This is a genomic window from Pseudomonas sp. NFX5 (genome assembly GCF_049132125.1).
Classification (GTDB): domain Bacteria; phylum Pseudomonadota; class Gammaproteobacteria; order Pseudomonadales; family Pseudomonadaceae; genus Aquipseudomonas; species Aquipseudomonas marginalis.
In genome coordinates, this window is record NZ_JAFMZG010000018.1 from 36,257 (window position 1) to 60,289 (window position 24,033).

The 24,033-nt window shown below is 61.2% G+C and carries 22 protein-coding genes; 10 read left to right on the forward strand and 12 right to left on the reverse strand.

All coding sequences use genetic code 11. The features are described 5' to 3' along the window. The first annotated feature begins 30 nt into the window (after positions 1–30). Positions 31–1,026 carry a hydrolase gene (locus J1N02_RS11550; RefSeq protein ID WP_421147361.1) on the forward strand — a complete coding sequence of 332 codons (996 nt, stop codon included), beginning with the start codon at positions 31–33 and terminating at the stop codon, positions 1,024–1,026. A 57-nt stretch (positions 1,027–1,083) separates the two neighbouring features. Here the strand turns inward: J1N02_RS11550 and J1N02_RS11555 are convergent, their stop codons facing one another. Next, positions 1,084–1,938, reverse strand: coding sequence for a sulfurtransferase (locus J1N02_RS11555; RefSeq protein WP_421147362.1), 855 nt, complete (start codon positions 1,936–1,938; stop codon positions 1,084–1,086). Between the two features lie 33 nt (positions 1,939–1,971). Next, the gene (locus J1N02_RS11560; protein WP_027606110.1) at positions 1,972–2,643 is read right to left on the reverse strand and encodes a TetR/AcrR family transcriptional regulator; all 672 of its coding nucleotides are present in this window, start codon (positions 2,641–2,643) and stop codon (positions 1,972–1,974) included. 146 nt (positions 2,644–2,789) lie between these two features. Here J1N02_RS11560 and J1N02_RS11565 point away from each other — a divergent pair, with 146 nt between their 5' ends. From J1N02_RS11565 to J1N02_RS11585, 5 genes are all read left to right on the forward strand, one after another. Beyond that, entirely contained in the window at positions 2,790–4,217 is a 1,428-nt protein-coding gene (locus J1N02_RS11565) for a coniferyl aldehyde dehydrogenase (RefSeq protein WP_027606111.1), read from the forward strand. A gap of 28 nt (positions 4,218–4,245) precedes the next feature. Next, complete coding sequence (locus J1N02_RS11570) at positions 4,246–4,791, forward strand: twin-arginine translocation pathway signal protein (protein WP_421147363.1); 546 nt, start codon at positions 4,246–4,248, stop codon at positions 4,789–4,791. Positions 4,792–4,828: 37 nt separating this feature from the next. Next, the gene (locus J1N02_RS11575) at positions 4,829–6,424 is read left to right on the forward strand and encodes a GMC family oxidoreductase (protein WP_146477639.1); all 1,596 of its coding nucleotides are present in this window, start codon (positions 4,829–4,831) and stop codon (positions 6,422–6,424) included. Between the two features lie 114 nt (positions 6,425–6,538). After that, positions 6,539–7,018, forward strand: a complete 480-nt coding sequence (coaD, locus tag J1N02_RS11580) for a pantetheine-phosphate adenylyltransferase (protein ID WP_003176711.1) — start codon at positions 6,539–6,541, stop codon at positions 7,016–7,018. 218 nt (positions 7,019–7,236) lie between these two features. Further along, positions 7,237–7,488 carry a YfhL family 4Fe-4S dicluster ferredoxin gene (locus J1N02_RS11585; RefSeq protein WP_003195146.1) on the forward strand — a complete coding sequence of 84 codons (252 nt, stop codon included), beginning with the start codon at positions 7,237–7,239 and terminating at the stop codon, positions 7,486–7,488. A 123-nt stretch (positions 7,489–7,611) separates the two neighbouring features. Here the strand turns inward: J1N02_RS11585 and mutM are convergent, their stop codons facing one another. Both mutM and J1N02_RS11595 read right to left on the reverse strand, forming a co-directional pair. After that, positions 7,612–8,424 carry a bifunctional DNA-formamidopyrimidine glycosylase/DNA-(apurinic or apyrimidinic site) lyase gene (gene mutM / locus J1N02_RS11590; RefSeq protein WP_098480778.1) on the reverse strand — a complete coding sequence of 271 codons (813 nt, stop codon included), beginning with the start codon at positions 8,422–8,424 and terminating at the stop codon, positions 7,612–7,614. Between the two features lie 21 nt (positions 8,425–8,445). Beyond that, positions 8,446–9,258: an HDOD domain-containing protein gene (locus J1N02_RS11595; RefSeq protein WP_169898796.1), complete on the reverse strand. Its 813-nt coding sequence runs from the start codon at positions 9,256–9,258 to the stop codon at positions 8,446–8,448. A 187-nt stretch (positions 9,259–9,445) separates the two neighbouring features. On the opposite strand from J1N02_RS11595, the gene J1N02_RS11600 reads away from it, so the two are divergent. Then, entirely contained in the window at positions 9,446–10,642 is a 1,197-nt protein-coding gene (locus tag J1N02_RS11600) for a class I SAM-dependent rRNA methyltransferase (RefSeq protein ID WP_015373227.1), read from the forward strand. A 188-nt stretch (positions 10,643–10,830) separates the two neighbouring features. Continuing rightward, the gene (locus J1N02_RS11605) at positions 10,831–12,006 is read left to right on the forward strand and encodes an MFS transporter (protein WP_414887632.1); all 1,176 of its coding nucleotides are present in this window, start codon (positions 10,831–10,833) and stop codon (positions 12,004–12,006) included. Here J1N02_RS11605 and J1N02_RS11610 read toward each other — a convergent pair. After that, positions 11,981–13,714, reverse strand: a complete 1,734-nt coding sequence (locus tag J1N02_RS11610; protein WP_092355713.1) for a DUF4153 domain-containing protein — start codon at positions 13,712–13,714, stop codon at positions 11,981–11,983. The genes J1N02_RS11605 and J1N02_RS11610 overlap by 26 nt on opposite strands. A 277-nt stretch (positions 13,715–13,991) precedes the next feature. Between J1N02_RS11610 and ilvD the strand changes: the two genes are divergently transcribed. Next, entirely contained in the window at positions 13,992–15,833 is a 1,842-nt protein-coding gene (gene ilvD, locus J1N02_RS11615; protein WP_027606118.1) for a dihydroxy-acid dehydratase, read from the forward strand. Positions 15,834–15,896: 63 nt separating this feature from the next. On the opposite strand, the gene J1N02_RS11620 is transcribed toward ilvD, so the two are convergent. The 4 genes from J1N02_RS11620 to J1N02_RS11635 form a co-directional block, all read right to left on the reverse strand. After that, positions 15,897–18,344 carry a TonB-dependent siderophore receptor gene (locus tag J1N02_RS11620; protein ID WP_027606119.1) on the reverse strand — a complete coding sequence of 816 codons (2,448 nt, stop codon included), beginning with the start codon at positions 18,342–18,344 and terminating at the stop codon, positions 15,897–15,899. Between the two features lie 131 nt (positions 18,345–18,475). Beyond that, positions 18,476–19,432: a FecR family protein gene (locus tag J1N02_RS11625; protein ID WP_421147364.1), complete on the reverse strand. Its 957-nt coding sequence runs from the start codon at positions 19,430–19,432 to the stop codon at positions 18,476–18,478. Next, positions 19,429–19,962 (reverse strand): RNA polymerase sigma factor, encoded by a 534-nt coding sequence (locus tag J1N02_RS11630; protein ID WP_092355721.1) that lies wholly within the window; start codon positions 19,960–19,962, stop codon positions 19,429–19,431. The genes J1N02_RS11625 and J1N02_RS11630 overlap by 4 nt, the downstream gene beginning before the upstream one ends. Positions 19,963–20,166: 204 nt before the next feature. Next, the gene (locus J1N02_RS11635; protein ID WP_027606122.1) at positions 20,167–21,225 is read right to left on the reverse strand and encodes a hypothetical protein; all 1,059 of its coding nucleotides are present in this window, start codon (positions 21,223–21,225) and stop codon (positions 20,167–20,169) included. A 242-nt stretch (positions 21,226–21,467) separates the two neighbouring features. On the opposite strand from J1N02_RS11635, the gene J1N02_RS11640 reads away from it, so the two are divergent. Beyond that, positions 21,468–22,859 (forward strand): L-cystine transporter, encoded by a 1,392-nt coding sequence (locus J1N02_RS11640; protein WP_169898754.1) that lies wholly within the window; start codon positions 21,468–21,470, stop codon positions 22,857–22,859. 31 nt (positions 22,860–22,890) lie between these two features. Here J1N02_RS11640 and J1N02_RS11645 read toward each other — a convergent pair whose 3' ends face one another. The 3 genes from J1N02_RS11645 to J1N02_RS11655 form a co-directional block, all read right to left on the reverse strand. Further along, the gene (locus tag J1N02_RS11645; protein WP_092489413.1) at positions 22,891–23,178 is read right to left on the reverse strand and encodes a type II toxin-antitoxin system RelE family toxin; all 288 of its coding nucleotides are present in this window, start codon (positions 23,176–23,178) and stop codon (positions 22,891–22,893) included. Continuing rightward, positions 23,168–23,407, reverse strand: coding sequence for a type II toxin-antitoxin system RelB/DinJ family antitoxin (locus J1N02_RS11650; protein ID WP_092489412.1), 240 nt, complete (start codon positions 23,405–23,407; stop codon positions 23,168–23,170). The genes J1N02_RS11645 and J1N02_RS11650 overlap by 11 nt, the downstream gene beginning before the upstream one ends. 83 nt (positions 23,408–23,490) lie before the next feature. Beyond that, positions 23,491–24,003 (reverse strand): dihydrofolate reductase, encoded by a 513-nt coding sequence (locus J1N02_RS11655; protein WP_065946531.1) that lies wholly within the window; start codon positions 24,001–24,003, stop codon positions 23,491–23,493. Positions 24,004–24,033: the final 30 nt, after the last annotated feature.

Genomic DNA, 24,033 nt, shown 5'->3' on the forward strand with positions numbered 1-24,033 from the left:
ACAGTGAGTCAGCTCAAAACTGAGAGTGTCATGACACCGTCCTCCGACCAGTTCACCCCCGCCTTCGGCCTCGGCAACCCTCACCTGCAAACCCTGTGGGGGCCGCTGTGGCGGCCGACTACCCATATCGAACGCCAACGCGAACGCCTGTGGCTGGAAGACGGCGACTTTCTCGACCTCGACTGGCATGGCCCCCATGACGCACAGGCGCCGTTGGTGCTGGTGCTGCACGGGCTGACCGGCTCATCCAATTCCCCCTATGTGGCCGGCCTGCAAAAAGTCCTCGGCGCCCAAGGCTGGGCCAGTGCGGCCTTGAACTGGCGCGGCTGCTCGGGCGAGCCCAACCTGCTGGCGCGCAGCTATCACTCAGGCGCCAGCGAAGACCTCGCCGCCGCGATTGCGCACCTGCGCGCCAAGCGGCCGTTGGCGCCGCTGTATGCGGTGGGTTATTCGCTGGGGGGCAATGTGCTGCTCAAGCACCTGGAGGAAACCGGCGAGGCGTCCGGGCTGCAAGGCGCAGCGGCGGTGTCGGTGCCATTTCGCCTGGATCAGTGTGCAGACCGGATCGGGATAGGTTTCTCGCGGATTTATCAAAAGCACTTCATGGGTGAAATGCTCGCGTATATCCGCGTCAAACAACGCCGTTTTTTACAGGATGGCCGCGCGGACGGGCTGAAAACCCTGGAAGCGCTTGGCTCGCTGGAGAAGATGCGCACCTTCTGGGACTTCGACGGCCGGGTTACCGCGCCGCTGCATGGGTTCTTGAGTGCCGAGGACTATTACCGTCACGCGTCGAGTCGCTACTACCTGGGCACGATCCGCACACCGACGCTGATTATCCAGGCGGCCGACGACCCGTTCGTATTCGCCCACAGCTTGCCCGAGGCCAGCGAGCTGTCGGCGTGCACCGAGTTTGAGCTGACGGCCAAGGGCGGGCACGTGGGCTTCGTCGATGGCTCGCTGAAACGCCCAGGCTACTACCTGGAGCGGCGCATCCCACAATGGTTATTGGCACGACACGGTTAAACACCTGGGAGGGGCAAGCCCCTCCCACATTTGGACTGGGCTTACCGGGCCGGGAACTCAGTCACCCGTAGCAATTGCCCGTGTCGGATCGGTAATCCACTCGCTCCACGACCCCGCATACAACTTGCCCAACGGGTAACCCGCCAGGCTCAGGGCGAACAGGTTGTGGCAGGCCGTCACGCCCGAACCGCAATACGCCACCAGTTCCTCCGGCGAGCGCCCCTGCAACTGCGCGGCGAAGCGCTGCTTGAGTTGCTCGGCCGGGAGGAAACGCCCGTCACTGCCCAGGTTTTCGTTGAACGCCGCACATTGCGCACCGGGGATATGCCCGGCAATCGGATCAATGGGCTCAACTTCACCGCGAAAGCGCGGTTGGGCGCGGGCATCGATCAGGGTCAGGCCGGGTTGGCCCAGGCGTTTTTGCAGGTGTTCGGCATCCAGCAGCAGGTGATTGTCCGGCGCGCCATCGAAAGTCCCACGCTCGGTTACCGGCGCGTCCAGGCTCAACGGGAAACCCGCGGCATGCCAGGCCTTGAGGCCGCCGTCCAGGATAAACACACCGTCACGCTTGCCCAGCCAGGCCAGCAGCCACCAGGCACGAGCCGCATAGGCGCCAGGGCCGTCGTCATACAGCACGATATCGGTGTCAGCATGGATGCCCCATGTCCGCAGTTGCTCGGCGAAGGTGCCCGCCGCCGGTAACGGGTGACGACCGGTCACACCTTTGATCACCGGCCCGCTGAGATGGCGCTCCAGGTCGGCATATTGCGCACCCTCGATATGCCCTTCGGCGTAGCTGCAACGCCCGTAATCCGGGTCTTCCAGGGCAAAACGGCAATCCAGGATCACCAGCCCCGCCGACGTCTGGCGCTCGGCCAATTGCTGGGGGCTGATCAGTTGGGCAAGCGGCATGATGGACTCCTGTGAACAGATTCGGGAAAGGTCCTACTTCACGTCTTCCAGTGCCTGGTTCAACGGCACGTAAAACTCTTTGAACAGTGCATCCACCGCTTCTTTCGCCTGGGGCGTAACGAAACCCGCCTCCAGCACCAGCACCTGATACACACCGCGCTTGATGGCTTCGGCACTCAGGTGGGCGGAGTTTTCATTGGTGGTGCACAGGAAACGCACCCAGGAGGTGAGGATGATCCAGGCATTGAGGGTCAGGGCTTCGGTTTGCACCGGGTCCATGTTCAGGATGCCTGCATCGACAAACCCCTGGTAGATGGCGCCGCCCTGGATCAGGCAACGCTGGGAAAAACGCCGATAGCCGGTGGCCAGCTCCGGGTCGCTCTCCAGCAGGTGTTCAAGATCGCGGTGCAGAAAACGGTAGCGCCACATGCCGGCCAGTACGGCCTGGAGATAAAAGCGCTTGTCCTCCACGACCATTGCACGCCCCTGGGGCGGACGCAGGAAACTGTCCACCAACGCTTCATATTCGCGAAACAGCACGGAGATGATCGCTTGCTTGTTGGGGAAGTGGTAGTACAGGTTGCCCGGCGAAATTTCCATATGGGCGGCGATATGGTTGGTGCTGATACTGCGCTCGCCCTGCTGGTTAAAAAGCTCCAGGCTGGTTTGCACAATACGCTCGCTGGTCTTTACTCGTGGTGCCATAGGGGAATCAGCTTCTGTACACGTGATAGGGCATCTTACGGCCTATCCTTGCCAGGATAAATCTGCATGTTGCTGCAATGTCATTTGACAATTTAGAGCAATGACTCTAAAAATCCACGCAGACCAATAACAATCGGTGCTGCGCCATGTCTGCCAACGTTGCCTACCTGCAAGATGCCCAGGCGCTGGATCAACTCCAGGACCTGTTCGACGCCCAACGCCGCGCCTACGCCGCCAACCCGATGCCGCCAGCTGCACAGCGCCAACAGTGGCTGAAGGCCTTGCGGGATGTGCTCAGTGACGAGCGCCAGGCACTGATCCATGCGATCAGCCAGGATTTCAGCCAGCGCAGCGCCGACGAAACCCTGTTCGCCGAACTGATGCCCAGCCTGCATGGCATTCACTACGCCAGCAAACACCTAAAAGGCTGGATGAAACCTTCCCGCCGCGCTGTAGGCCTGGCCTTCCAACCTGCGTCAGCCAAAGTCATTTACCAACCCCTGGGCGTGGTCGGCGTGATCGTGCCGTGGAACTACCCGCTGTACCTGGCCATCGGCCCACTGGTCGGTGCGTTGGCCGCAGGCAACCGGGTGATGCTCAAGCTCAGCGAATCCACGCCCGCTACCGGCGAACTGCTCAAGGCGTTACTGGCGAGGATTTTCCCCGAGGACCTGGTGTGCGTGGTGCTCGGAGAGGCCGAGGTGGGCATGGCGTTTTCCAAGCTGCGCTTCGATCACCTGCTGTTTACCGGCGCGACCAGTATTGGCAAGCACGTGATGCGCGCCGCTGCCGAACACCTCACGCCGGTCACCCTGGAACTGGGCGGCAAGTCGCCGGCCATTGTCTCCGCCGACGTACCGCTCAAGGACGCCGCCGAACGCATCGCCTTCGGTAAAGCCTTGAACGCCGGGCAAACCTGCGTGGCCCCGGACTACGTGCTGGTGCCGGAGGACCGCGTGGAGGGTTTCGTCGAGGCCTACAGCAAGGCGGTTCGCGGGTTTTATCCGACGCTGGCCGACAACCCGGACTACACCGCCATCATCAATGAGCGTCAATTGGCCCGGCTCAATGCCTACGTCAAGGACGCCACCGACAAGGGCGCCACCCTGATCCCGCTGTACGACCAGGGCCAGGCACGGCGCATGGCCCATAGCCTGCTGCTGAATGTCAGCGATGACATGACCGTGATGCAGGACGAAATCTTCGGCCCGGTGCTGCCGATCGTGCCTTATCGCGGCATCGACCAAGCCTTTGCCTACATCAACCAGCGCCCTCGCCCGCTGGCCCTGTATTACTTCGGCTACAACAAGCGCGAGCAGGACCGGGTCCTCCACGAGACCCATTCCGGCGGTGTCTGCCTGAACGACACCCTCCTGCACGTGGCCCAGGACGACATGCCCTTTGGCGGCATCGGCCCCTCGGGCATGGGCCACTACCACGGCCATGAAGGGTTCCTGACGTTCAGCAAGGCCAAGGGTGTGCTGGTGAAACAGCGCCTGAACGCGGCGAAATTGATCTACCCGCCCTACGGCAAATCGATCCAGAAACTGATCCAGAAGCTGTTTGTCCGCTGACACCGCCACCCACGGGATAACAATAACAATGAACCCTAGCCTCATTGATTCACCCGCGCTGTCGCGGCGCGGCGTCTTGAAAATCAGTCTGTGCGCCGGCGCTTTCCTGGCCACGGCCGGGCTGGGCGCCAGCCTCAGCGGCTGCTCCAGCAGCACCCCGGCCAGCGGCTTTGCCATGTTGCGCAGCAGTGACCTGCCGTTCCTGCGCGCGGTGATCCCGGTGCTGCTCGAAGGCGTGGCCAGCGCTCAGGATGTGGTCGCCGGGATTGAAGACACGTTGAAAAAACTCGACTACAGCCTGCAACACCTGTCGCCGGAGATGTTCAAGCTCACCCAGCAGCTGTTCGATGTGCTCGGCATGGGCATTACGCGCGGCCCGTTGACCGGCATCTGGGGCAGTTGGGAAAACGCCAGCGCGGAGCAGATCCGCAACTTCCTGCACCGCTGGGAAAACAGCTACCTGAACCTGCTGCGCATGGGCCAGGGCTCGCTGCTCAAGCTGGTGATCATGGCCTGGTACTTCCGGCCCGAATCCTGGGCGCATTGCGGCTACCCCGGCCCGCCGAAGATCTGATTTGCATCCCTCACAATAAAAACAAGAGACGACCCTGATGCCCGTACCCGATCTGTTCCGCGACGGCCTGGCCCGCGGCTGGAAAACCCACGATGGCGCCGCCCTCGACCGCGACCTGACCCTGGAGGCCGACGTGGCCATCATCGGCAGCGGTGCCGGTGGCGGCACCACTGCCGAGATCCTCAGCGCCGCCGGCTACAAAGTACTGTTGATCGAAGAAGGCCCGCTCAAGACCAGCAGCGACTTCAAGCTGCTGGAGGACGAGGCCTACGCCAGCCTGTATCAGGAAGGCATCGGCCGCATGAGCAAGGACGGCGCCATCACCATCCTGCAAGGCCGCGCGGTGGGCGGTACCACGCTGATCAACTGGACCTCCAGCTTCCGTACCCCGGACGCCACCCTCGGCCATTGGGCCAGCGAGTACGCGGTAAAAGGCCACAGCAGTGCAGAGATGGCACCGTGGTTCGAAAAGATGGAGCAGCGCCTGGGCATCGCACCATGGGCCATCCCCCCGAATGCCAACAATGATGTGATCCGCAAAGGCTGCGAAAAGCTCGGCTACAGCTGGCATGTGATCCCGCGCAACGTCCGTGGCTGCTTCAACCTGGGTTATTGCGGCATGGGCTGCCCGGTCAACGCCAAGCAGTCGATGTTGGTGACCACCATCCCGTCCACCCTGGAAAAAGGCGGCGAGCTGCTGTACCTGGCCCGCGCCGAGCAGCTCAAATACAGCGGCGACACCATCAGCAGCCTGGAATGCGTAGCGATGGACGCGCGCTGCGTGGCGCCTACCGGGCGCAAGATCACAGTGAAGGCCAAGCATTACGTGCTGTCGGGCGGCGGCATCAATAGCCCGGCGCTGCTGATGCGCTCGGGTGCCCCCGACCCGCATTCGCGGCTGGGCAAGCGGACCTTTTTGCACTTGGTGAACTTCTCCGCCGCATTGTTCGACGAGGTGATCAACCCGTTCTACGGCGCGCCGCAGTCGATCTACTCCGACCATTTCCAGTGGCAGGACGGCACCACCGGCAAAATGTCCTACAAGCTTGAAGCGCCGCCCTTGCATCCAGCATTGGCCAGCACCTTGTTCGGCGGCTATGGCACGCAGAACGCCCTGGACATGGGCCAATTGCCCCATACCCACGCCATGCTCGCGCTGTTGCGTGACGGCTTTCACCCCGACAGCCAGGGCGGCAGCGTGGATTTACGCGGTGACGGTACGCCGGTGCTCGACTATCAGGTTTCGCCCTACGCCTGGGATGGCCTGCGCCGGGCCTTCCACAGCATGGCCGAAATCCAGTTCGCGGCGGGCGCCAAGTCGGTCAAGCCCATGCACCATGACGCACGGTTCGTGAACACCTTGGCCGAGGCACGCAGCGTCATTGAGGGTTTGAATCTGGAATTGCACCGGACAACCCTGGGCAGCGCCCATGTGATGGGCGGCTGTGCCATGGGCGAAGATCCCAAAAATGCGGTGGCTGACAGCCTCGGTCGCCATCACCAATTGCGCAACCTCTCGATCCACGACGGTTCGCTATTCCCCACCAGTATTGGGGCCAACCCGCAATTATCGGTGTACGGATTAACCGCTCAACTGGCGACAGCCTTGGCCGAACGTCTGAAAACAGCGTGAAAAAACACGCTATTCACGGTGTCTATACGGCTTTCTTATGCATAAGTTGACTTGGCCGACCGGGATGGCTGCGATACCATCCGGTTCCCCAACGGACTCCGCCAGGACGACGCGATGAACCGAGTGTTGTACCCAGGTACCTTCGACCCGATTACCAAAGGCCATGGCGATCTGGTCGAACGCGCCTCTCGTTTGTTCGACCATGTGATCATCGCAGTCGCGGCCAGCCCCAAGAAAAACCCGCTGTTTCCCCTGGAACAGCGCGTGGAGCTGGCGCGTGAGGTCACCAAGCACCTGCCCAACGTGGAAGTGGTGGGCTTTTCCACGTTGCTCGCGCATTTCGCCAAGGAGCAGAACGCCAATGTGTTCCTGCGTGGCCTGCGCGCGGTGTCGGACTTCGAATACGAATTCCAGCTGGCCAACATGAACCGCCAACTGGCGCCGGACGTGGAAAGCCTGTTCCTCACGCCGTCGGAACGTTATTCGTTCATTTCCTCGACGTTGGTCCGTGAAATTGCCGCTTTGGGCGGGGATATCACCAAGTTCGTGCATCCGGCCGTGGCTGATGCGCTGACGCTGCGCTTCAAGAAGTAATGTGGTGAGCGGGCTTGCCCCGCGTTCGGCTGCGTAGCAGCCCTAATAAAGACTCGCGTCGCCTCAGGTGAATAACCGGTCGTCTGGTTTTGGGGCCGCTTCGCTGCCCAACGCGGGGCAAGCCCGCTCACCACAGCTCGCACTGCGGGCGCCAATGCGGCACAATTGCGCGCATTAGTTTTCAGATGCCTTGGCTGACAGCCCTGGCAGGAGTTTCCATGTCCCTGATCATCACCGACGATTGCATCAATTGCGACGTCTGCGAACCCGAGTGCCCGAACGCCGCCATCTCCCAGGGCGAAGAGATCTACGTGATCGACCCCAACCTGTGCACCCAGTGCGTCGGTCACTACGACGAGCCGCAGTGCCAGCAGGTGTGTCCGGTGGATTGCATTCCGCTGGATGAAGCCCATCCGGAGACGGAAGAGCAGTTGATGGAGAAGTACCGGAAGATTACCGGTAAGGCTTGAGCTTCTTCAGCGCCTATCAGGGCCTCATCGGGGGCAAGCCCCCTCCCACATTTGGATTCATTCGCAAGTCAAAAAGTGGGAGGGGGCTTGCCCCCGATAGCGATATCAACCACTACACAGCAATCAGCTCTGGCACCTGGGGCAAAACACACTCGCCCGCTGCCCCAGCACCATATTGCGCAGCTCAGTCCCGCAGACCTTGCACGCCTCGCCACCGCGGCCGTAGACGAACAACTCCTGCTGGAAATACCCCGGCTGCCCATCGCCACCGATAAAGTCCCGCAATGTGGTGCCGCCACGCTCGATTGCCGCCGCCAGAATGCGCTTGATCTCGATCGCCAGCTTCAAATAACGCCCGCGTGAAATGCCGCCGGCCGCGCGACGCGGATCAATCCCTGCCGCAAACAACGCCTCAGTCGCATAGATATTGCCCACGCCCACCACCACCGCGTTGTCCATGATGAACGGTTTCACCGCCATCGACTTGCCGCGGGACAGCTGGAACAAACGCTCACCGTCAAACAGCTCGGTCAACGGCTCCGGCCCCAGGCGAATCAGCAGTTCATGGTTGTGCGGGTCCTGGCTCCAGAGCATCGCGCCGAAACGCCGAGGGTCGGTGTAGCGCAGGGCCAGGCCGGACTCCAGCTCGATATCCACATGTTCATGCTTGGCCGCCGGCATGCCGACTTCGACCAGGCGCAAGTTGCCCGACATGCCCAGGTGGCTGATCAAAGTGCCCACTTCGGCATTGATCAACAGGTACTTGGCGCGCCGCTCCACCAGCACGATGCGCTGGCCGGACAGGCGCACATCCAGGTCTTCCGGGATCGGCCAGCGCAGGCGCCGCTCACGCACCACCACGCGGCTGACCCGCTGGCCTTCCAGGTGCGGCGCAATCCCACGCCGGGTGGTTTCGACTTCTGGTAACTCGGGCATGTGTACCTCGTGAGGGGGGGATCAGTGCGCGCCCAGTTCGCGGATCGACAACTTCAGGCTTTCGAAGTCGTAGTCCGACAGGCCCACATAGTCCAGCACCAGATGGCCGATGGCATTCCACTCATGGTCCACCGACTGGTTGCCCAGCACGCGGCAGGACGAGCAGATGTGCTCGGCCATCTTCAGGATCGCCAGCAGGTTTTTCAGCTGCGGATTGCGCGACGTCTCATCGCTGAAGATCGCCAGGGCATTGTGGTGGTTGGCGATGGCGTCGGTCACATGCTCCGGCAGGCGCCAGGACTTGGCGGTGTAGTAGCCGACCACCGCATGGTTGGTGTTGAACGCATTGTTTTCGGTGTCGACCACGCGGCAGTCGGGGCCGGCGTTGGCGTAGGCCTCTTCGAGCACCGTCATGTAGTTGGGGAAACGCTTGAGCATCAGCGGCACGCCGCAGTCGTGGAACAGCCCCAGGGCATAGGCCTCGTCCACCGCCTGGGCGCCGGTGCGCTTGGCCAGGGTGAGGCAGGTCATGGCCACGTCCTGGGCGGTGTCCCAGAAGCGGTTGAGGGTGACGATGGTGTCGTCGCTCATCTCGCCCCTGATCGACAGGGCGTTGATCAGGTTGATGATCGAACGGCTGCCCAGCAGGTTCACCGCGCGCTGGATCGAGGCGATCTTGTTGCTCAGGCCGTAATAGGACGAGTTGACGATCTTCAGCAGCGCGCCGGACAGGCCCGGGTCCTGGGAGATCAACCGCGCGATCACTTCCAGGTCCGGGTCGGGCATGTACTGCTCCATCTGCAAATCCACCATGATTTGCGGCTGAGGCGGCACGCTGATGCCTTGGAGGGCCTGCTGGATCTGTTCGGCGGAAAGCTCTTGGGACATAAGTACACACTCTGGGCTAGGTGGGGATTCTAACCCTTATCAACCCTCGGCTGACACCTCCCCGCACATCCGGCAGCCCGGCCATTTCCTACATAACAAGGTATACTCCCGCTCTTTTTTCCGGAGCGACGTCATGTCCCTGCCAAGCCTGCGTCTCAAAGCCAACGCCGATCGTCGTTTGCGCAACGGCCACCTGTGGGTCTACAGCAACGAAATCGACGTGGCCGCCACCCCTCTGCACGGCTTCCAGGCGGGCGACCAGGCCATCCTGGAAGCGGCCGGCGGCAAGACCCTGGGCATCGTGGCCATGAGCCCGAACAACCTGATCTGCGCACGCCTGCTGTCGCGCGACATCAAGTTGCCACTGGACAAGTCGCTGCTGGTGCACCGCCTGAACGTCGCCCTGTCCCTGCGTGATCGCCTGTTCGACAAGCCGTTCTACCGCCTGGTCTACGGCGATTCCGACCTGCTGCCGGGCCTGGTGGTCGACCGTTTCGGCGATATCCTGGTAGTTCAGATCGCCTCGGCGACCATGGAAGCCCATAAAGACGACGTGATCGCCGCCCTGACCCAAGTGCTCAAGCCGAGCGGCATCCTGTTCAAGAACGACTCCGCCGCGCGCGACGCCGAAGGCCTCAACCGCTACGTCGAAACCGTGTTCGGCCTGGTGCCGGAGTGGGTGGCGCTGGAAGAAAACGGCGTGAAATTCGAAGCCCCGGTGATCCAGGGCCAGAAAACCGGCTGGTTCTACGACCACCGCATGAACCGCGCGCGCCTGGCCCCGTATGCCAAAGGCAAACGCGTACTCGACCTGTACAGCTACATCGGCGGCTGGGGCGTGCAAGCCGCGGCCTTCGGCGCCAGTGAAGTGTTCTGCGTCGACGCCTCGGCCTTCGCCCTCGATGGCGTGGAGCGCAACGCCGCGCTGAACGGCGTTGCCGAGAAGATGACCTGCATCGAAGGTGACGTCTTCGAAGCCCTCAAGGAATTGAAAGCCAGCGAAGAACGCTTCGACGTGATCGTCGCCGACCCACCGGCCTTCATCAAACGCAAGAAAGACATGAAGAACGGCGAAGGCGCCTATCGCCGCCTGAACGAGCAAGCCATGCGCCTGCTCAGCAAGGACGGCATCCTGGTCAGCGCCTCGTGCTCCATGCACCTGCCGGAAGACGACCTGCAGAATATCCTGCTGACCAGCGCCCGCCATCTGGACCGCAATATCCAGATGCTGGAACGTGGCGGGCAGGGCCCGGATCATCCGGTGCATCCGGCGATTGTCGAGACGCGGTATATCAAGAGCATTACGTGCCGGTTGTTGCCAAACAGCTAAAGCCAAGCACAGATAAAAATGTGGGAGTGGGCTTGCCCCCTCCCACATTTGTTTTGTGGTTGCCGTGAAAACTTTTCCTACCCAAGCAAGCCACGTCCATTCAGGAAGTTTCTCTCAACACTTTTGATTGAATTCCACTTTTCGCAGACTAGTATCGGTTTCTGGCTTTACTCCGGAAAACAAAAACAATGTCTGGGCCCACCCTCTCCCGCTTCATCCTCATCACCTGCATCTCACTGATCAGCTTTTTCCCGATCAATATCCTGCTCCCGTCGTTCCCCGCCCTGTCCGCCCGGTTCGACACGCCCAGCGCAGACATCGCGCTGTCCATCAGCCTGTTCACCCTGGTCTTTTCCATCTCCCAACTGCTCGCCGGTCCACTTTCGGATAAATGGGGACGCAAGGAAGTCCTGATCGGCTGTATCACGCTGTCGATCCTCGGGGCGATAGGCTGCGCCATGGCGCCGGATTACCTGACCTTCCTGCTGTTCCGCACGGTCCAGGCCATGGGCTGCGGCTTCTTCGTATTGGGCCATGCACTGGTGGAAGACCTGTTCGACGAACAGGACCGAGCCCGGGTGCGCCTCTATTACATGACCCTGAGCGGCTCGTTTGTCGCGCTGTCGCCGCTGATCGGCTCCTGGCTGCAAACCACCTTCGACTGGCAAGGGAGCTTCTATGGGTTTGCGCTGATGGCATCGGGCATGTTGATCCATGCGCTCTGTATCCTGCCGTCGAAGTCCTCCAGCCCGCACCGCGAACCGGTATCCATCATCGGCACACTCAAGGCCGTGGCGCGCAATCGGGACTTTCTGCGCTATTGGTGGATCGCCGCCCTGGTGTTTGCCTGCTACTTCGCCTTGATCAGCGTGACGCCGCTGATTTTCATGGATGCGCTGAAGCTGTCCGAATACCAATATGCGCTGGTGCTGATGGTGTACGGCCTGGCCTACCTGCTCGGCGGCGTTGCTGCCTCGTACCTGCAAAAACGCATGGCGCTGTCCCGGCAAATCAATATCGGTCTTGGCTTGCTGCTCGTCGCAGGCGCGCTGTTAACGCTGATCGTCAGCATTGAAGCCATGACCACCGTGACCTTGTTGATCCCGATGCTGATCAGCGCCCTGGCCGTCACCCTGGTCAGGCCCGCCGCGATTTCCGCAGCAATGCTGTTGTTCTCCAGCAGCGCGGGCACGGCGGCGTCGGCGGGCAATAGCATCATGTTTCTCACTGCCGCTGTCGGCAGCGCGGCACTGGCCCAGGCCGGCGATCATCTATTGATGAGCATCGCCCTCAGTTTTATCGGATTCAGCCTCTGGGGGCTGGTGACCAATCGGCGGACTACGGCTCACGAACCACCGGCGTGAGCAACATGTCACTGGACTGCAACTGCCGGTAACGAGGCTTGACCAACGAGATCTTGCCCTCACGGATATCGTGGATCAGGGTCTCGGTGTCCACATAGCCGTCGGGCAGTTGCGTCCATACGAGAGGGCCGCGATCGTCCCATTCGCCCTTATCGTCCAGGACAAAAATGCGCGGCGGCTTGAAGTCATGGCGATAACTGGTGCGGGGTATCGCAAGCACTTCGGGCTGCCCGTCCTGATCGAAGTCCACCGCCCACAACACACAGCCGGGCTCGCACCCAGAGTCAGTGTTCAGGCTGAGCTCGGCAAACTGCTCGCTGCCCTTGGGCTCGGGGCCGATCCATTCCAGCTCGGGCTTGGGCCGGCGGGCACGCTCTTTTTCATACTGTTCACTGAAACTCAGCGAGGTGTCTTCCATCCGCTCACGCAAGGCACGGCGCGATTCCGGGTCCAGAATGCGCTCCTGGTCCAGGTCGACCTGCAACTTGGCATACGCCGCCTCCCCAGCCTTCTCCAGGCCAAAACGCAGGTAGTGCGCGTCAAACGCTTCAGCCTTGGTACGCCCGTCGAGCAAACGCCGGACCTGATCGTCGACGCTCAGGCGCACCGGATCGAGGATCGGCGTGTTGACCAACACCACCAGCCCACAAAACAGCAGCGCCAAGGCCGGGTTGGTAACACGCAGGTTGGCCAGCCAGACCGGCGAACGCAACACCACCGCCCACACGGCCGCCAGGCCATACAAACCACAGAGTAACGCCGCCGCCAGTGCAATGAAGCGCTGTGGCGATAAGGCATATTGCTCGACCCGCAACCAGCTCGAATAAAACGCCAGGGCGGCGAGAACCGGCAGGCACAGCAGGCTCAATTCGATAAACCGCGTTAACCATTTGGGGTACGGTGGAGGTTGAACGCCCTCCTGAAAAACACCATTGAGCAAGAACAGCTGCGCCCCCGCCAGCACCAGCAGAATCGGCGTGGAATAACCCGTCGCCCAAATCCGACCGAGCCCGGTGAACGGCAAGGTCAGGGTAAACAGCAGGCTGATCAGGGCGATCAACGGCAACAACAAGCCACAGGCGCTGAACAGCATGCCGCGCATCTGGCCGATGACTTTCTCGCTGCGCGCCGCCAGGTACATGCCCAAGGCGAACACCAACGGCAAGCTGATGCACAGGAATAGCTGGCTCCAGAAGTGGCGCTCAAAAAATTCGATGCCCAGCATCAGGAACAGTCGGCCCCATAGCTTGAGCAGCAACATGAACACCCCCACCAGGATCAGGGCATACAGCACGATGAATACGCTGTTCCAGGCCTGCTGGAACAGGTCTTCATAACGCCAGCGTTGCCCTTTTTCGGCGGGCCAGGCGAACAGAAACGTGGCACAGACATAGCTCAACACCACCACGCTGATAAACCAGGAATTGATCGCCCAGCGGTTATTGCCGACATGGTCGAGGCCGTAGCAGACCCACAGCGTCATGCCACCCATCAACAGGGTGAATGCCAGCGTAGGCAGCAACGACCGCCACTGTCGGGCTTTTTCCCCCAGCAGTTGCAAGGTGGTACCGCCCACCAACACCACGGTGTAGGTGACAAAAAACACGGTTTCGCTCAAGCGATAGAGCTGATCGGAGTAATAGAAGACGATTCCCTGGATCAGACCGATCAGCAGGTAGAACCCAAGAAAACGATGGATACCGGGCATTCCAATTCCTTTGGAGAGGGGTAGGGGCAAAGGGCCGCCAGTCTAAACAAAGCCAGCGGCCCTGAGTATCCCGTTCCCTCCAGCCGCCAGCGGTGTAGAATCGGCCCTATTCATCGCCAGTCATCCCCCGGCGGGTTTATGAGCTCAAGGCCACTGCGCGCGGCGATCCCGCAGCGTTTGAGGCAACCTCCGGACACACGGCTATTTCTGAGTGCTCCAGACGTCAATAGAAGCTCACTCCCCTGTTTAGTACCTGATTAGCCGCCCGGAGTGCTCCATGCCAGATTACCGCTCGAAAACATCCACCCACGGCCGCAACATGGCCGGCGCCCGCGCACTGTGGCGTGCCACGGGGATGAAAGATGACGACTTCAAGAAGCCGATCATCGCCATTGCCAACTCCTTTACCCAGTTCGTACCCGGCCACGTGCACCTCAAGGACCTGGGCCAACTGGTCGCCCGCGAGATCGAACGCGCTGGCGGCGTGGCAAAAGAATTCAACACCATCGCCGTGGACGACGGCATCGCCATGGGCCATGACGGCATGCTGTATTCCCTGCCGAGCCGCGAGATCATCGCCGACTCCGTGGAGTACATGGTCAACGCCCACTGCGCCGACGCCATCGTGTGCATCTCGAACTGCGACAAGATCACCCCCGGCATGCTGATGGCCGCCCTGCGCCTGAACATCCCGGTGATCTTCGTCTCCGGCGGCCCGATGGAAGCCGGCAAGACCAAACTCGCCTCCCATGGCCTGGACCTGGTCGACGCCATGGTCATCGCCGCCGATTCCAGCGCTTCTGACGAGAAGGTCGCGGAATACGAGCGCAGCGCCTGCCCGACCTGCGGGTCGTGCTCCGGCATGTTCACCGCCAACTCGATGAACTGCCTGGTCGAAGCCCTCGGCCTGGCATTACCAGGCAACGGTTCGACCCTGGCCACCCACAGCGACCGCGAGCAGCTGTTCCTGCAGGCCGGCCGCACCATCGTCGAGCTGTGCAAGCGCTACTACGGCGAGAACGATGAGTCGGTGTTGCCGCGCAATATCGCCAACTTCAAGGCGTTCGAAAACGCCATGACCCTGGACATCGCCATGGGCGGTTCCACCAACACCATCCTGCACTTGCTGGCTGCGGCCCAGGAAGCCGAGATCGATTTCGACCTGCGCGACATCGACCGCCTGTCCCGCCATGTGCCGCAACTGTGCAAGGTCGCGCCGAACATCCAGAAGTACCACATGGAAGACGTGCACCGCGCCGGCGGGATCTTCTCGATCCTCGGCTCCCTGGCCCGTGGCGGCCTGCTGCACACCGACCTGCCGACCGTGCACAGCAAATCCCTGGCCGAAGGCATCGCCAAGTGGGACATCACCCTGACTGACGACGAAGCCGTGCACACCTTCTTCAAGGCTGGCCCGGCCGGTATCCCGACCCAGACCGCGTTCAGCCAGTCGACCCGTTGGGACACCCTGGACGCCGACCGTGAAAACGGCTGCATCCGCAGTGTCGAGCACGCCTACTCCAAGGAAGGCGGCCTGGCCGTGCTGTACGGCAACATTGCGCTTGACGGGTGCGTGGTGAAAACCGCCGGCGTGGATGAATCCATCCACGTCTTCGAAGGCCGCGCCAAGATCTACGAAAGCCAGGACAGCTCGGTACGCGGCATCCTCGCCGACGAAGTCAAAGAAGGCGACATCGTGATCATCCGCTACGAAGGCCCGAAAGGCGGCCCGGGTATGCAAGAGATGCTCTACCCGACGTCGTACCTGAAGTCCAAGGGCCTGGGCAAAGCCTGCGCCCTGCTCACCGACGGCCGTTTCTCCGGCGGCACCTCGGGCCTGTCCATCGGCCACGCGTCACCTGAAGCCGCTGCCGGCGGTGCGATTGGCCTGGTGCAGGACGGCGACAAGGTCCTGATCGACATTCCAAACCGCTCGATCAACCTGTTGATCAGCGATGAAGAGCTGGCAGCGCGCCGGGTCGAGCAGGACAAGAAAGGTTGGAAGCCGGTGGAGAAGCGTCCGCGCAAAGTCACGACCGCGTTGAAGGCCTATGCCTTGTTGGCGACCAGTGCCGACAAGGGTGCGGTACGTAACAAGGCAATGCTGGATGGGCTGTAAGGGCTAACCGCCACACATGAAAATGCCCCGCCAAATGCGGGGCATTTTTATATCCGGATGTAATCAGAACTGCGGCGTGTAGGTCATCGTAAACATCACATTACGCGGATCACCGTAGTAGTTGCTGCCCCAGTTCGCGTTGTAGGCAGGGATGTAATACTTCTTGTCGAACATGTTGTACAGGTTCGCCGCGACGGTGAACTCCTGGTTGATCTTGTAGGCCACCCGCGAATCCCACAGTGCATTGCCCGGCACACTGAAGGTGCGGTCGTAGGCCACGGTACTGCTTTGCGCGGTCACCCCGGCGCCGACGCTGACTTTATTCCAGTCCCCCGGCAATTGGTAATCGCCCCAGACCTTGAGCAAGTGCTTGGGCGTCCAGGTACTGAAGACCTTGCCTTCGTAGGTGTCGTCCTTGAGGAATTTGGTGGTGTTGTAGGTGTAACTGGAGACCAGTTGCAAACCCGGCAGCACTTCGCCGCTCAATGTGGCTTCCAAGCCTTGGCTTCGGACCTTGCCCGAGGCGACCGAGCAGTACCAGCCATCGCAGTTCATCGGCCCTTGAAGGTCTTGGACGCCGCGATTTTCCTGATCATAACGGAAGATCGCGAACGAGGTATTCAGACGACCATCCGCCAACTCCCCCTTGAGACCCAGCTCGTAGTTCTTGCCCTCGATAGGCTTGAGCAAGGAGCCGGAAGTTGTCCGGTTGGTTTGTGGTTCGAACGCATCGGCGTAACTGGCATAGGCAGACCATTGGTCATTGAGGGCATATACCAGGCCCGCATACGGCGTGACCTTGCCATTCGTCTGAGTGGCGCTTCCGGACGGACTGCCGTACACCCCCCTGGAACCACTCTGGTCGATGTAGGAATAGTCATACCAACTGGTACGTGCACCAACGATCAAGGTCAGCGGATCGAGCACTTTCACGCGCCAGGTGCCGTAGATGCCTTTCTGACGAATGTCGTACCAGCTCCTCGACGCATTTCCTGCCTGAAACAGCTGGTACTTATCGCGCTGCGGACGGTTGTGGTCGATGTTGAAAATATCGGCGCCAGCCGTCGCCGCACGGGCCCATTGGTCGTCTGTGGTGAGCTTGGAATAGTTGGCGCCCAACACCATCTCCTGTTGGAAACCCAGGCCTTCAAACTCGCCGTTGACATACACATCCGCACCACGACTTTTGGTATTGAAGTCGGTAACCCAGTCCACATAGCGCACGTTACCGGTGTCGCCGGGGTTGGGGATGGCGTCCCACGTCGCTTGGTAGGTCGCGTCGTTATGTTCGTCCATCGCCACGAGGGCGGCTTTCACTTTCCAGTCGTCGTTGAAGCGATGCTCGATGTCGGCGAACACCTGGGTCTGGTTGTTGACGGCGCGGTTCCAGCTGGCACCGACGAAGGTGGAGCGTGACAGGCCAATATCGTTGCCGTTGGCATAACGGGGCAGCGACATGAAGTTGGGGCGTGAATGGCCTTTCTGGTTGCTGATACCAACACCCACGGTGGTGTCAGGCGTGAAGTCGTAGTCCACCGCCCCGTAGACCGTCTGATTCCAGCCGCCGGCATAGTCGACAAAGGAATCGGTGGTGTCGTAATCCGCCACAAAGCGGCCGCGCAACGTGCCTTCGGCGTTCAGCGGACCACCCGCATCCACCTGGGTGCCATAGTGATCCCACGAACCGGCCTTGGCGGTGACGGTCACCGTAGGCGCCTGCTGGCCGCGCTTGCGCACCAGGTTCATGGTGCCGCCTGGGCTGTTGGCGCCTTGCAGCAAAGCGGCCGGACCGCGCAAGGTTTCGACGCGGTCGTAGATCGCCATGTTTTCGGTAAGGTAGCTGCCCAGCGCGTAGGTGTTACGCGGGATGCCGACGCCGTCGTATTGCAGGGTGCCGATCTCGAAGCCACGGGAGAAGATGAACATGCCGGGGCCCGGGGATTTGGTCGCGGTCAGGCCGGGCGTGCGCTTGACCACTTCGGAGAGCTTGGTGGTGTTCTGGTCGTCCATCTGCTTGCGGGTCATGACGCTGACCGATTGCGGGATGTCCTTGAGTTTCTGTTCGCCCTTGCCCAGGGTCACTGCGCCGGTGGTGTAGGAGCCGCTGCCTTCGGTGGTGGCGCCCAAGTGTTCGGCGCTGATGGTGGTGGCGCCGACTTCGATGGCGGAGCCTGTGTCCATGCGCTTTTCCAGGGTCACGGTGTCCGCGTTGATAAACGCCGCACTCAGCCCGGTACCGCCGAGCAGTTGCCCCAAGGCTTCACGCTGGCCGAGGCTGCCTTTGACACCCGGCGACAGCACGCCCTGGGTCAACTCACCCGACACCAGCACCTGAACTCGCGTCACCGCCGAAAACGCCGCCAGCGCACCGTCCAGGCTTTGCCCTGCAATATCGAAACGGTAGGTCTGGGCCTGGGTGGTGTCGGCGGCCTGCAAATACAGCGGCGCAGTGCCACAGGCCATGGAAATGGCCAGTGCCAACAAGGACCGTGCGGCGAATCGATGTGCCATGGATGGTGCTCCCCGGTGCAAAAAGTCTGTGATCGGCGCCGCACTACTTGAGAGTGCTTACTATTTACGCCTCAGTGATCAAGGACGAGTGCCTGGGGAGAAACCCTGAAAGTTTTTTCAAAAAGTTGCGATTACGATGCCTTGCCTTCGCGCAACACCAGTAAATATGGGGTGTAGTGCTCGGCACGCAGGTTAAGGGTGTACTCCAGCGCTTTGATCACGGCTTCGGGTTTGTCGATTTCAAACACACCCGACACCACGCGGTTGCGCAGCGCATCACCGAGCACCAGAGTCTTGCCGGGCCAATAGCGATTCAACTCGCTCACCACTTCCGACAGCGGCTGCTGGCGGAACACCAGTTGCCGTTGGCGCCAGGCAAAGCCGCTGGCCGGGTCGAAAGCATGCACCTCGGCCAGGCGCTGGCCTTGATATTCCACGGCCCGCCCTGGCTCCAGGTACACCGGTTCACCGCTGCCGGCACTGACCTGCACCTTGCCCTGCGCCACCTGCACCCGCGTCTGCGCATCGCGCCGCGCAACGCTGAACTGCGTCCCGACCACCTTCACCCAGCCGTCGCCGGACTGCACCACGAACGGCCGTGTCGAATCCTTGGTGACGTCGAAAAAGCCTTCGCCACGCAGCAAACGGATTTGCCGTTCGCCCCCGCTCAAGCGGATCTGCACCGCGCTGTCGGTGTTGAGTTGCAGGTGCGAGCCGTCGGCCAGTTCGATGCTGCGCGACTCGCCGGTGCCGGTGGTGTAGTCCGCGCGCAGGCGATCGAGCCATGGCGTGTTCTGCACGGTAAGCCCCACGGCCAGCAACACCGCCGCAGCACACGCGCAACGCTGCCAGGCTCGCGCCGGTTTGCGCCAGGCGGCCTGTTCGGCGCGGCGAATCACCCGCGCCGGTTCGCGCAGGCCGCCGAGCATCGCCTGCACTTCCCGCCAGGCGTCATCCTGGGCCGGGCCTTGCCCCAGCCAGGCGGCAAAGGCGTCCATGTCAGCCGGCGTCACGTCCTCGGCCTGCAGGCGGAAATACCAGCCGGACGCTTCGTCAAACAACACGTCGGCAGTGGAGGTGGCGGTCATGAGCGACGTCCTTGTTCATCGCAGGCAAGCCGCGTCTTGATGTACGCGCGGCATTCAATCAAGGCGCGACGCAGTTGGTATTCCACACTGCGTGCCGTGATCGACAGGCGTTCGCCAATCTCGCGGTAGGAAAGTTCGTCGACATGATAAAGCAGGAAGATCTGCCGAGTCGCTGGGGGCAACGCCAGGATCGCATCCTGCATCAGTTGTTCCTGTTGGTAGGCGGCTAATTGCTCGTCGGCACCCGGATTGCTGCACGGCAGCTCTTCGCTGGGCTCGCCCGCGTCCAGGCGCTCACGGCGGATGGCCTGGCGCTGGTGATCGCGCACCAGGTTGCTGGCGATGGTGAAGAGGAAGGCTGGAAGGTTGTCGATCTTTTCGCCGCAGTCCATGCGAGCCAGGCGCAGGAACGACTCCTGAGTCAGGTCGGCGGCCACCTGGGCGCTGCCGGTGCGGCGAGTGACGAAGGCTTCGAGGGCTTTCTTCTGCTCCGCGAACAGGCGCGCGATCTGCGAATTCCAGGAGGGCACAGCACTACCTTGAGAAGAACGGAGGGTTCAGGAAGTGCGCACGCTAGCAGAGGATGAGATTTGTTCGCAATTGATATCTATTTTAGGCTGGATTTTGTAGTGCCCTTGAGTCCGCCATCGGGGGCAAGCCCCCTCCCACCTTTTGATGTGTGAACACATTAAAAATGTGGGAGCTGGCTTGCCTGGGATGCAGGCGACCCGGTGTTACTGAATCTCGTCAGGCTTGACGATCACCCAGTTCTTGTCCGCCGTCACCGGCAACCCTTCCTTGGCTTGCGCCGCGGCATGCTTGGCGATCATGCCGTTGAGTTGGGTCATGTATTTGTCCTTGCGGTTGATCCACAGGTGGATGCCGCCCTTGGCCACGTCCACATCGTGGAACAGCATGTAACCGTCGCTGGTCGGCGTATCGCCGCCGACGATCACCGGTTTTTTCCATTCATCGATGTAGGTGAGGATCGCCGCGTGCTTGCCGGCCATCCAGGTGGCAGGGGTCCACAGGTAGGGGGTCAGCTCCAGGCCGAGGTTGGCTTTTTCGTCGTATTTACCGGCGGCGATCTGTTTACGTGCGGTGGTCAGTTCGCCCGTGTTGCGGTCCTTGAGCAGGGTCGTTACGCCAATGACATTCTCGGGTTTGACGTTGTAGCCGTACTTCGGATCGGCGGCGACCATGCGCACCAGCTCTTCCGACGCGGCGGTCATCACGTACACCTCGATGCCGTTTTCCATCAGCTTGTTGTACAGCTCGGCCTGGCCGGTGAAGACCTTCGGCGGCTGTACCTCGGACTGCTTGACCACGTCGCCTTCGAAATAGCTGACCGGCACCGGTTTGCCGGAGGCCATCAGTTCATCCACCTGGACCTTGAGTTCCTTGAGGGTGAAGCCGGAAAACACCTGCGCAACCCACGGGTAGCAGACCATGTCGTCGACTTCGCAAAGGCGGTAGTAGTAACTGAACAGACTTTCCTTATGGTCGGCGGTGTCTTTGAACGGCATCAGCTTGAGCGACGGGTCGAGGCTGTCGCGGGTGATCAGGCCCTTGTTTTCCATGTAGGGCAGCAGGGATTCTTCGAGGTCGTAGCGGTAGCTGGTGTTGTCCATGTCGAACACCGCGAAGTTACCCTTGTTGGCGTTGGCGGCGATCATCTCGTTCAGTTGTTTGGCGGCGGGTGCCGGCCAGTGTTTCAACTCGGTGGCGGCGAACGCCTGGCTGGCGAGTCCGAGGCAGAATGCGGCGGCTAGTAATTTCGGCGCGAGCTTCATAGGCGTTGTCTCCCTGAGTGAAAGACATGGACGCTAACAAATCCCTGTGACAGTTCCCAACGCGAGCACGACGGTGTGCGTCCTGATTCCGTCATGGGCATACGCCGGAGCGTCAGCAGCTTATTCCAAAAACGACAGTCGCCATTCCATATTGGTATTAAATCAATATATTTCAAGCTGTTAGGATTTCCGGTTCGCAATCGCAGGCTCACGCGATTGGCTGCCTTCTCAACGGAGCTTCAATGAATCTGCCCCTGATTCTCAACTTGCTGGTGTTCGTGGCCCTGTTGCTGGGCCTGGCACAAACCCGTCGCACCCACTGGAGCCTCGCCAAGAAGGTTCTGTTCGCCCTGGTCCTCGGTGTAGCGTTCGGTACGGCCTTGCACGCCATTTACGGCGACGGCAACCCCGTGCTCAAAGCCTCCATAGGCTGGTTCGACCTGGTCGGCAACGGCTACGTGCAACTGTTGCAAATGATCGTGATCCCGCTGGTATTCGCCTCGATCCTCAGTGCCGTGGCGCGCCTGCATAACGCCTCGTCCCTGGGCAAGATCAGCTTCCTGACCATTGGTACGCTGCTGTTCACCACCGCGATTGCAGCGCTGATCGGTATCGGCCTGACCAACCTGTTCGGCCTCACCGCCGAAGGCCTGGTGGCCGGCACCCAGGAAATGGCACGCCTGCAAGTGATCCAGAGCGATTACGCCGGCAAGGTCGCCGACCTGAATATCCCGCAGTTGCTGCTCTCGTTCGTGCCGGCCAACCCGTTCGCCGACCTGGCCCGGGCCAAGCCGACGTCGATCATCAGCGTGGTGATTTTCGCCGCCTTCCTTGGGGTTGCCGCGCTGCAACTGCTCAAGGATGACGTGGAAAAAGGCCAGAAGGTGCTCAACGCCATCGACACCCTGCAAGCCTGGGTGATGCGCCTGGTGCGCCTGGTGATGAAGCTGACCCCGTACGGTGTGCTGGCGCTGATGACCAAGGTCGTCGCCGGTTCCAACCTGCAGGACATCATCAAGCTCGGCAGTTTTGTGGTGGTGTCGTACCTGGCCCTGGGCCTGATGTTTGTGGTGCACGGCCTGTTGCTGTCCCTGGCCGGGATCAACCCGCTGCGCTTCTTCCGCAAAGTCTGGCCGGTGCTGACCTTTGCCTTCACCAGCCGCTCCAGCGCGGCGGCCATCCCGCTGAGCATTGAGGCGCAGACCCGCCGCCTGGGTATCCCGCACTCCATCGCCGGCTTCGCCGCCTCATTTGGCGCGACCATCGGCCAGAACGGCTGCGCCGGCCTCTACCCTGCCATGTTGGCGGTGATGGTGGCGCCGACCGTGGGCATAAACCCGCTGGACCCGCTGTGGATCGCGACCCTGGTGGCGATTGTGACCCTGAGTTCGGCCGGTGTGGCGGGCGTGGGCGGCGGCGCGACCTTTGCCGCGTTGATCGTGCTCCCGGCCATGGGCTTGCCGGTGTCACTGGTGGCGCTGCTGATTTCCGTGGAGCCGCTGATCGACATGGGCCGTACGGCGCTGAACGTGAATGGTTCGATGACGGCGGGGGCAATTACCAGCCAGATCATGGGGCAGACGGATAAAGCGTTGTTGGATGCGGATGAGCATGGGGAGTTGGCGCAGGCCTGAAGGAATAAGCTAGCAGGGACCTCACTCCCTGCTAGCTCAAACGATCAGCAGCCTTTCGGTAAACCTCATCACGCTCACGCTTATCGACAGCCACGACAAACACCGTGATCTCCTGATCAATGACTTGATAGACCAACCGATAACCGGTGCTGCGTAGCTTGATTTTGTAGCAATCGGGCAAGCCATGCAGACGGCTGGCTTCAATACGTGGATTGTTCAGGATCTCGACCAGCTTCTTTTTAAACTGTTGACGAACGGTATCGCCCAGTTTGTGCCATTCCTTCAAAGCCCGTGCATCGAAACCCAGTTCATAGGTCATCCAGTGAGACCTTCACCCGCTGGGGCGCAGCCAGCCGTTCCCGAACTGTTGCCAACAAGGCCTCATCCTCTTCAGTCATGAGGACAGGCTTGAAAGGTAACTGGCCGCGGTCTGCCACGTACTGCAAGGCTTGCCGCATTAATTCCGATGGGGTGACGCCGAGCTTTTCCAACTCGTGATAAGCACGAGCCTTAAGGTCGTCGTCGATACGTACGTTGATAGAGGCCATGGGGCAGCCCTCACTGTAAAGACATTGGTCATTACAGTGGCGCATCGAGGCTTCTTTTGCAAGTCTGACTAATCTGGTGCCAGTCAGGCCTTTTCCCAAACCTCAAAGCTGTACGCCGGCTTGTCCCCTTCCGCCGGATTCTCGACGTTCGACACCAACTTCCACTGGCTCGCATCAAACGCCGGAAACCACGCATCCCCTTCCGGGCTCAGCGCCACGCGTGTCAGGTACAGGCGATCCGCCTGTTCCAGCCCCTGCGCATACAACTGCGCACCGCCGATGAGCATCAGCTCATCCGCGCCCTGCTCCAGCGCCCAGGCTTCAGCCCGCGCCACGGCGGCATCGAGTGACGGAAAAACTTCCGCACCTTCCAGCGCCAGGTCGGTCTGACGGCTGACCACAATGTTCAAGCGCCCCGGCAGCGGTCGGCCCAGGGAGTCCCAGGTCTTGCGCCCCATGATGATCGGCTTGCCGAGCGTGGTGGCCTTGAAGTATTTGAAATCCCCCGGCAAATGCCAGGGCATGCTGTTGTCGACGCCGATCACGCGGTTTTCACCGAGGGCTGCGATCAGGCTTAAAGGGAGAGTTTTTTTCATGGCGACGAGAATACCAGAGCCACGAACCAG

Coding starts and splice junctions, on each gene's coding strand:
- J1N02_RS11635 (WP_027606122.1), bottom strand. CDS start 21,225: ATGAAGCTCGCGCCGAAATTACTAGCCGCCGCATTCTGCCTCGGACTC.
- J1N02_RS11605 (WP_414887632.1), top strand. CDS start 10,831: ATGTCTGGGCCCACCCTCTCCCGCTTCATCCTCATCACCTGCATCTCA.
- J1N02_RS11610 (WP_092355713.1), bottom strand. CDS start 13,714: ATGCCCGGTATCCATCGTTTTCTTGGGTTCTACCTGCTGATCGGTCTG.
- J1N02_RS11625 (WP_421147364.1), bottom strand. CDS start 19,432: ATGACCGCCACCTCCACTGCCGACGTGTTGTTTGACGAAGCGTCCGGC.
- mutM (WP_098480778.1), bottom strand. CDS start 8,424: ATGCCCGAGTTACCAGAAGTCGAAACCACCCGGCGTGGGATTGCGCCG.
- J1N02_RS11645 (WP_092489413.1), bottom strand. CDS start 23,178: ATGACCTATGAACTGGGTTTCGATGCACGGGCTTTGAAGGAATGGCAC.
- J1N02_RS11650 (WP_092489412.1), bottom strand. CDS start 23,407: ATGGCCTCTATCAACGTACGTATCGACGACGACCTTAAGGCTCGTGCT.
- ilvD (WP_027606118.1), top strand. CDS start 13,992: ATGCCAGATTACCGCTCGAAAACATCCACCCACGGCCGCAACATGGCC.
- J1N02_RS11620 (WP_027606119.1), bottom strand. CDS start 18,344: ATGGCACATCGATTCGCCGCACGGTCCTTGTTGGCACTGGCCATTTCC.
- J1N02_RS11600 (WP_015373227.1), top strand. CDS start 9,446: ATGTCCCTGCCAAGCCTGCGTCTCAAAGCCAACGCCGATCGTCGTTTG.
- J1N02_RS11570 (WP_421147363.1), top strand. CDS start 4,246: ATGAACCCTAGCCTCATTGATTCACCCGCGCTGTCGCGGCGCGGCGTC.
- J1N02_RS11640 (WP_169898754.1), top strand. CDS start 21,468: ATGAATCTGCCCCTGATTCTCAACTTGCTGGTGTTCGTGGCCCTGTTG.
- J1N02_RS11565 (WP_027606111.1), top strand. CDS start 2,790: ATGTCTGCCAACGTTGCCTACCTGCAAGATGCCCAGGCGCTGGATCAA.
- J1N02_RS11575 (WP_146477639.1), top strand. CDS start 4,829: ATGCCCGTACCCGATCTGTTCCGCGACGGCCTGGCCCGCGGCTGGAAA.
- J1N02_RS11555 (WP_421147362.1), bottom strand. CDS start 1,938: ATGCCGCTTGCCCAACTGATCAGCCCCCAGCAATTGGCCGAGCGCCAG.
- J1N02_RS11585 (WP_003195146.1), top strand. CDS start 7,237: ATGTCCCTGATCATCACCGACGATTGCATCAATTGCGACGTCTGCGAA.
- J1N02_RS11655 (WP_065946531.1), bottom strand. CDS start 24,003: ATGAAAAAAACTCTCCCTTTAAGCCTGATCGCAGCCCTCGGTGAAAAC.
- coaD (WP_003176711.1), top strand. CDS start 6,539: ATGAACCGAGTGTTGTACCCAGGTACCTTCGACCCGATTACCAAAGGC.
- J1N02_RS11550 (WP_421147361.1), top strand. CDS start 31: ATGACACCGTCCTCCGACCAGTTCACCCCCGCCTTCGGCCTCGGCAAC.
- J1N02_RS11560 (WP_027606110.1), bottom strand. CDS start 2,643: ATGGCACCACGAGTAAAGACCAGCGAGCGTATTGTGCAAACCAGCCTG.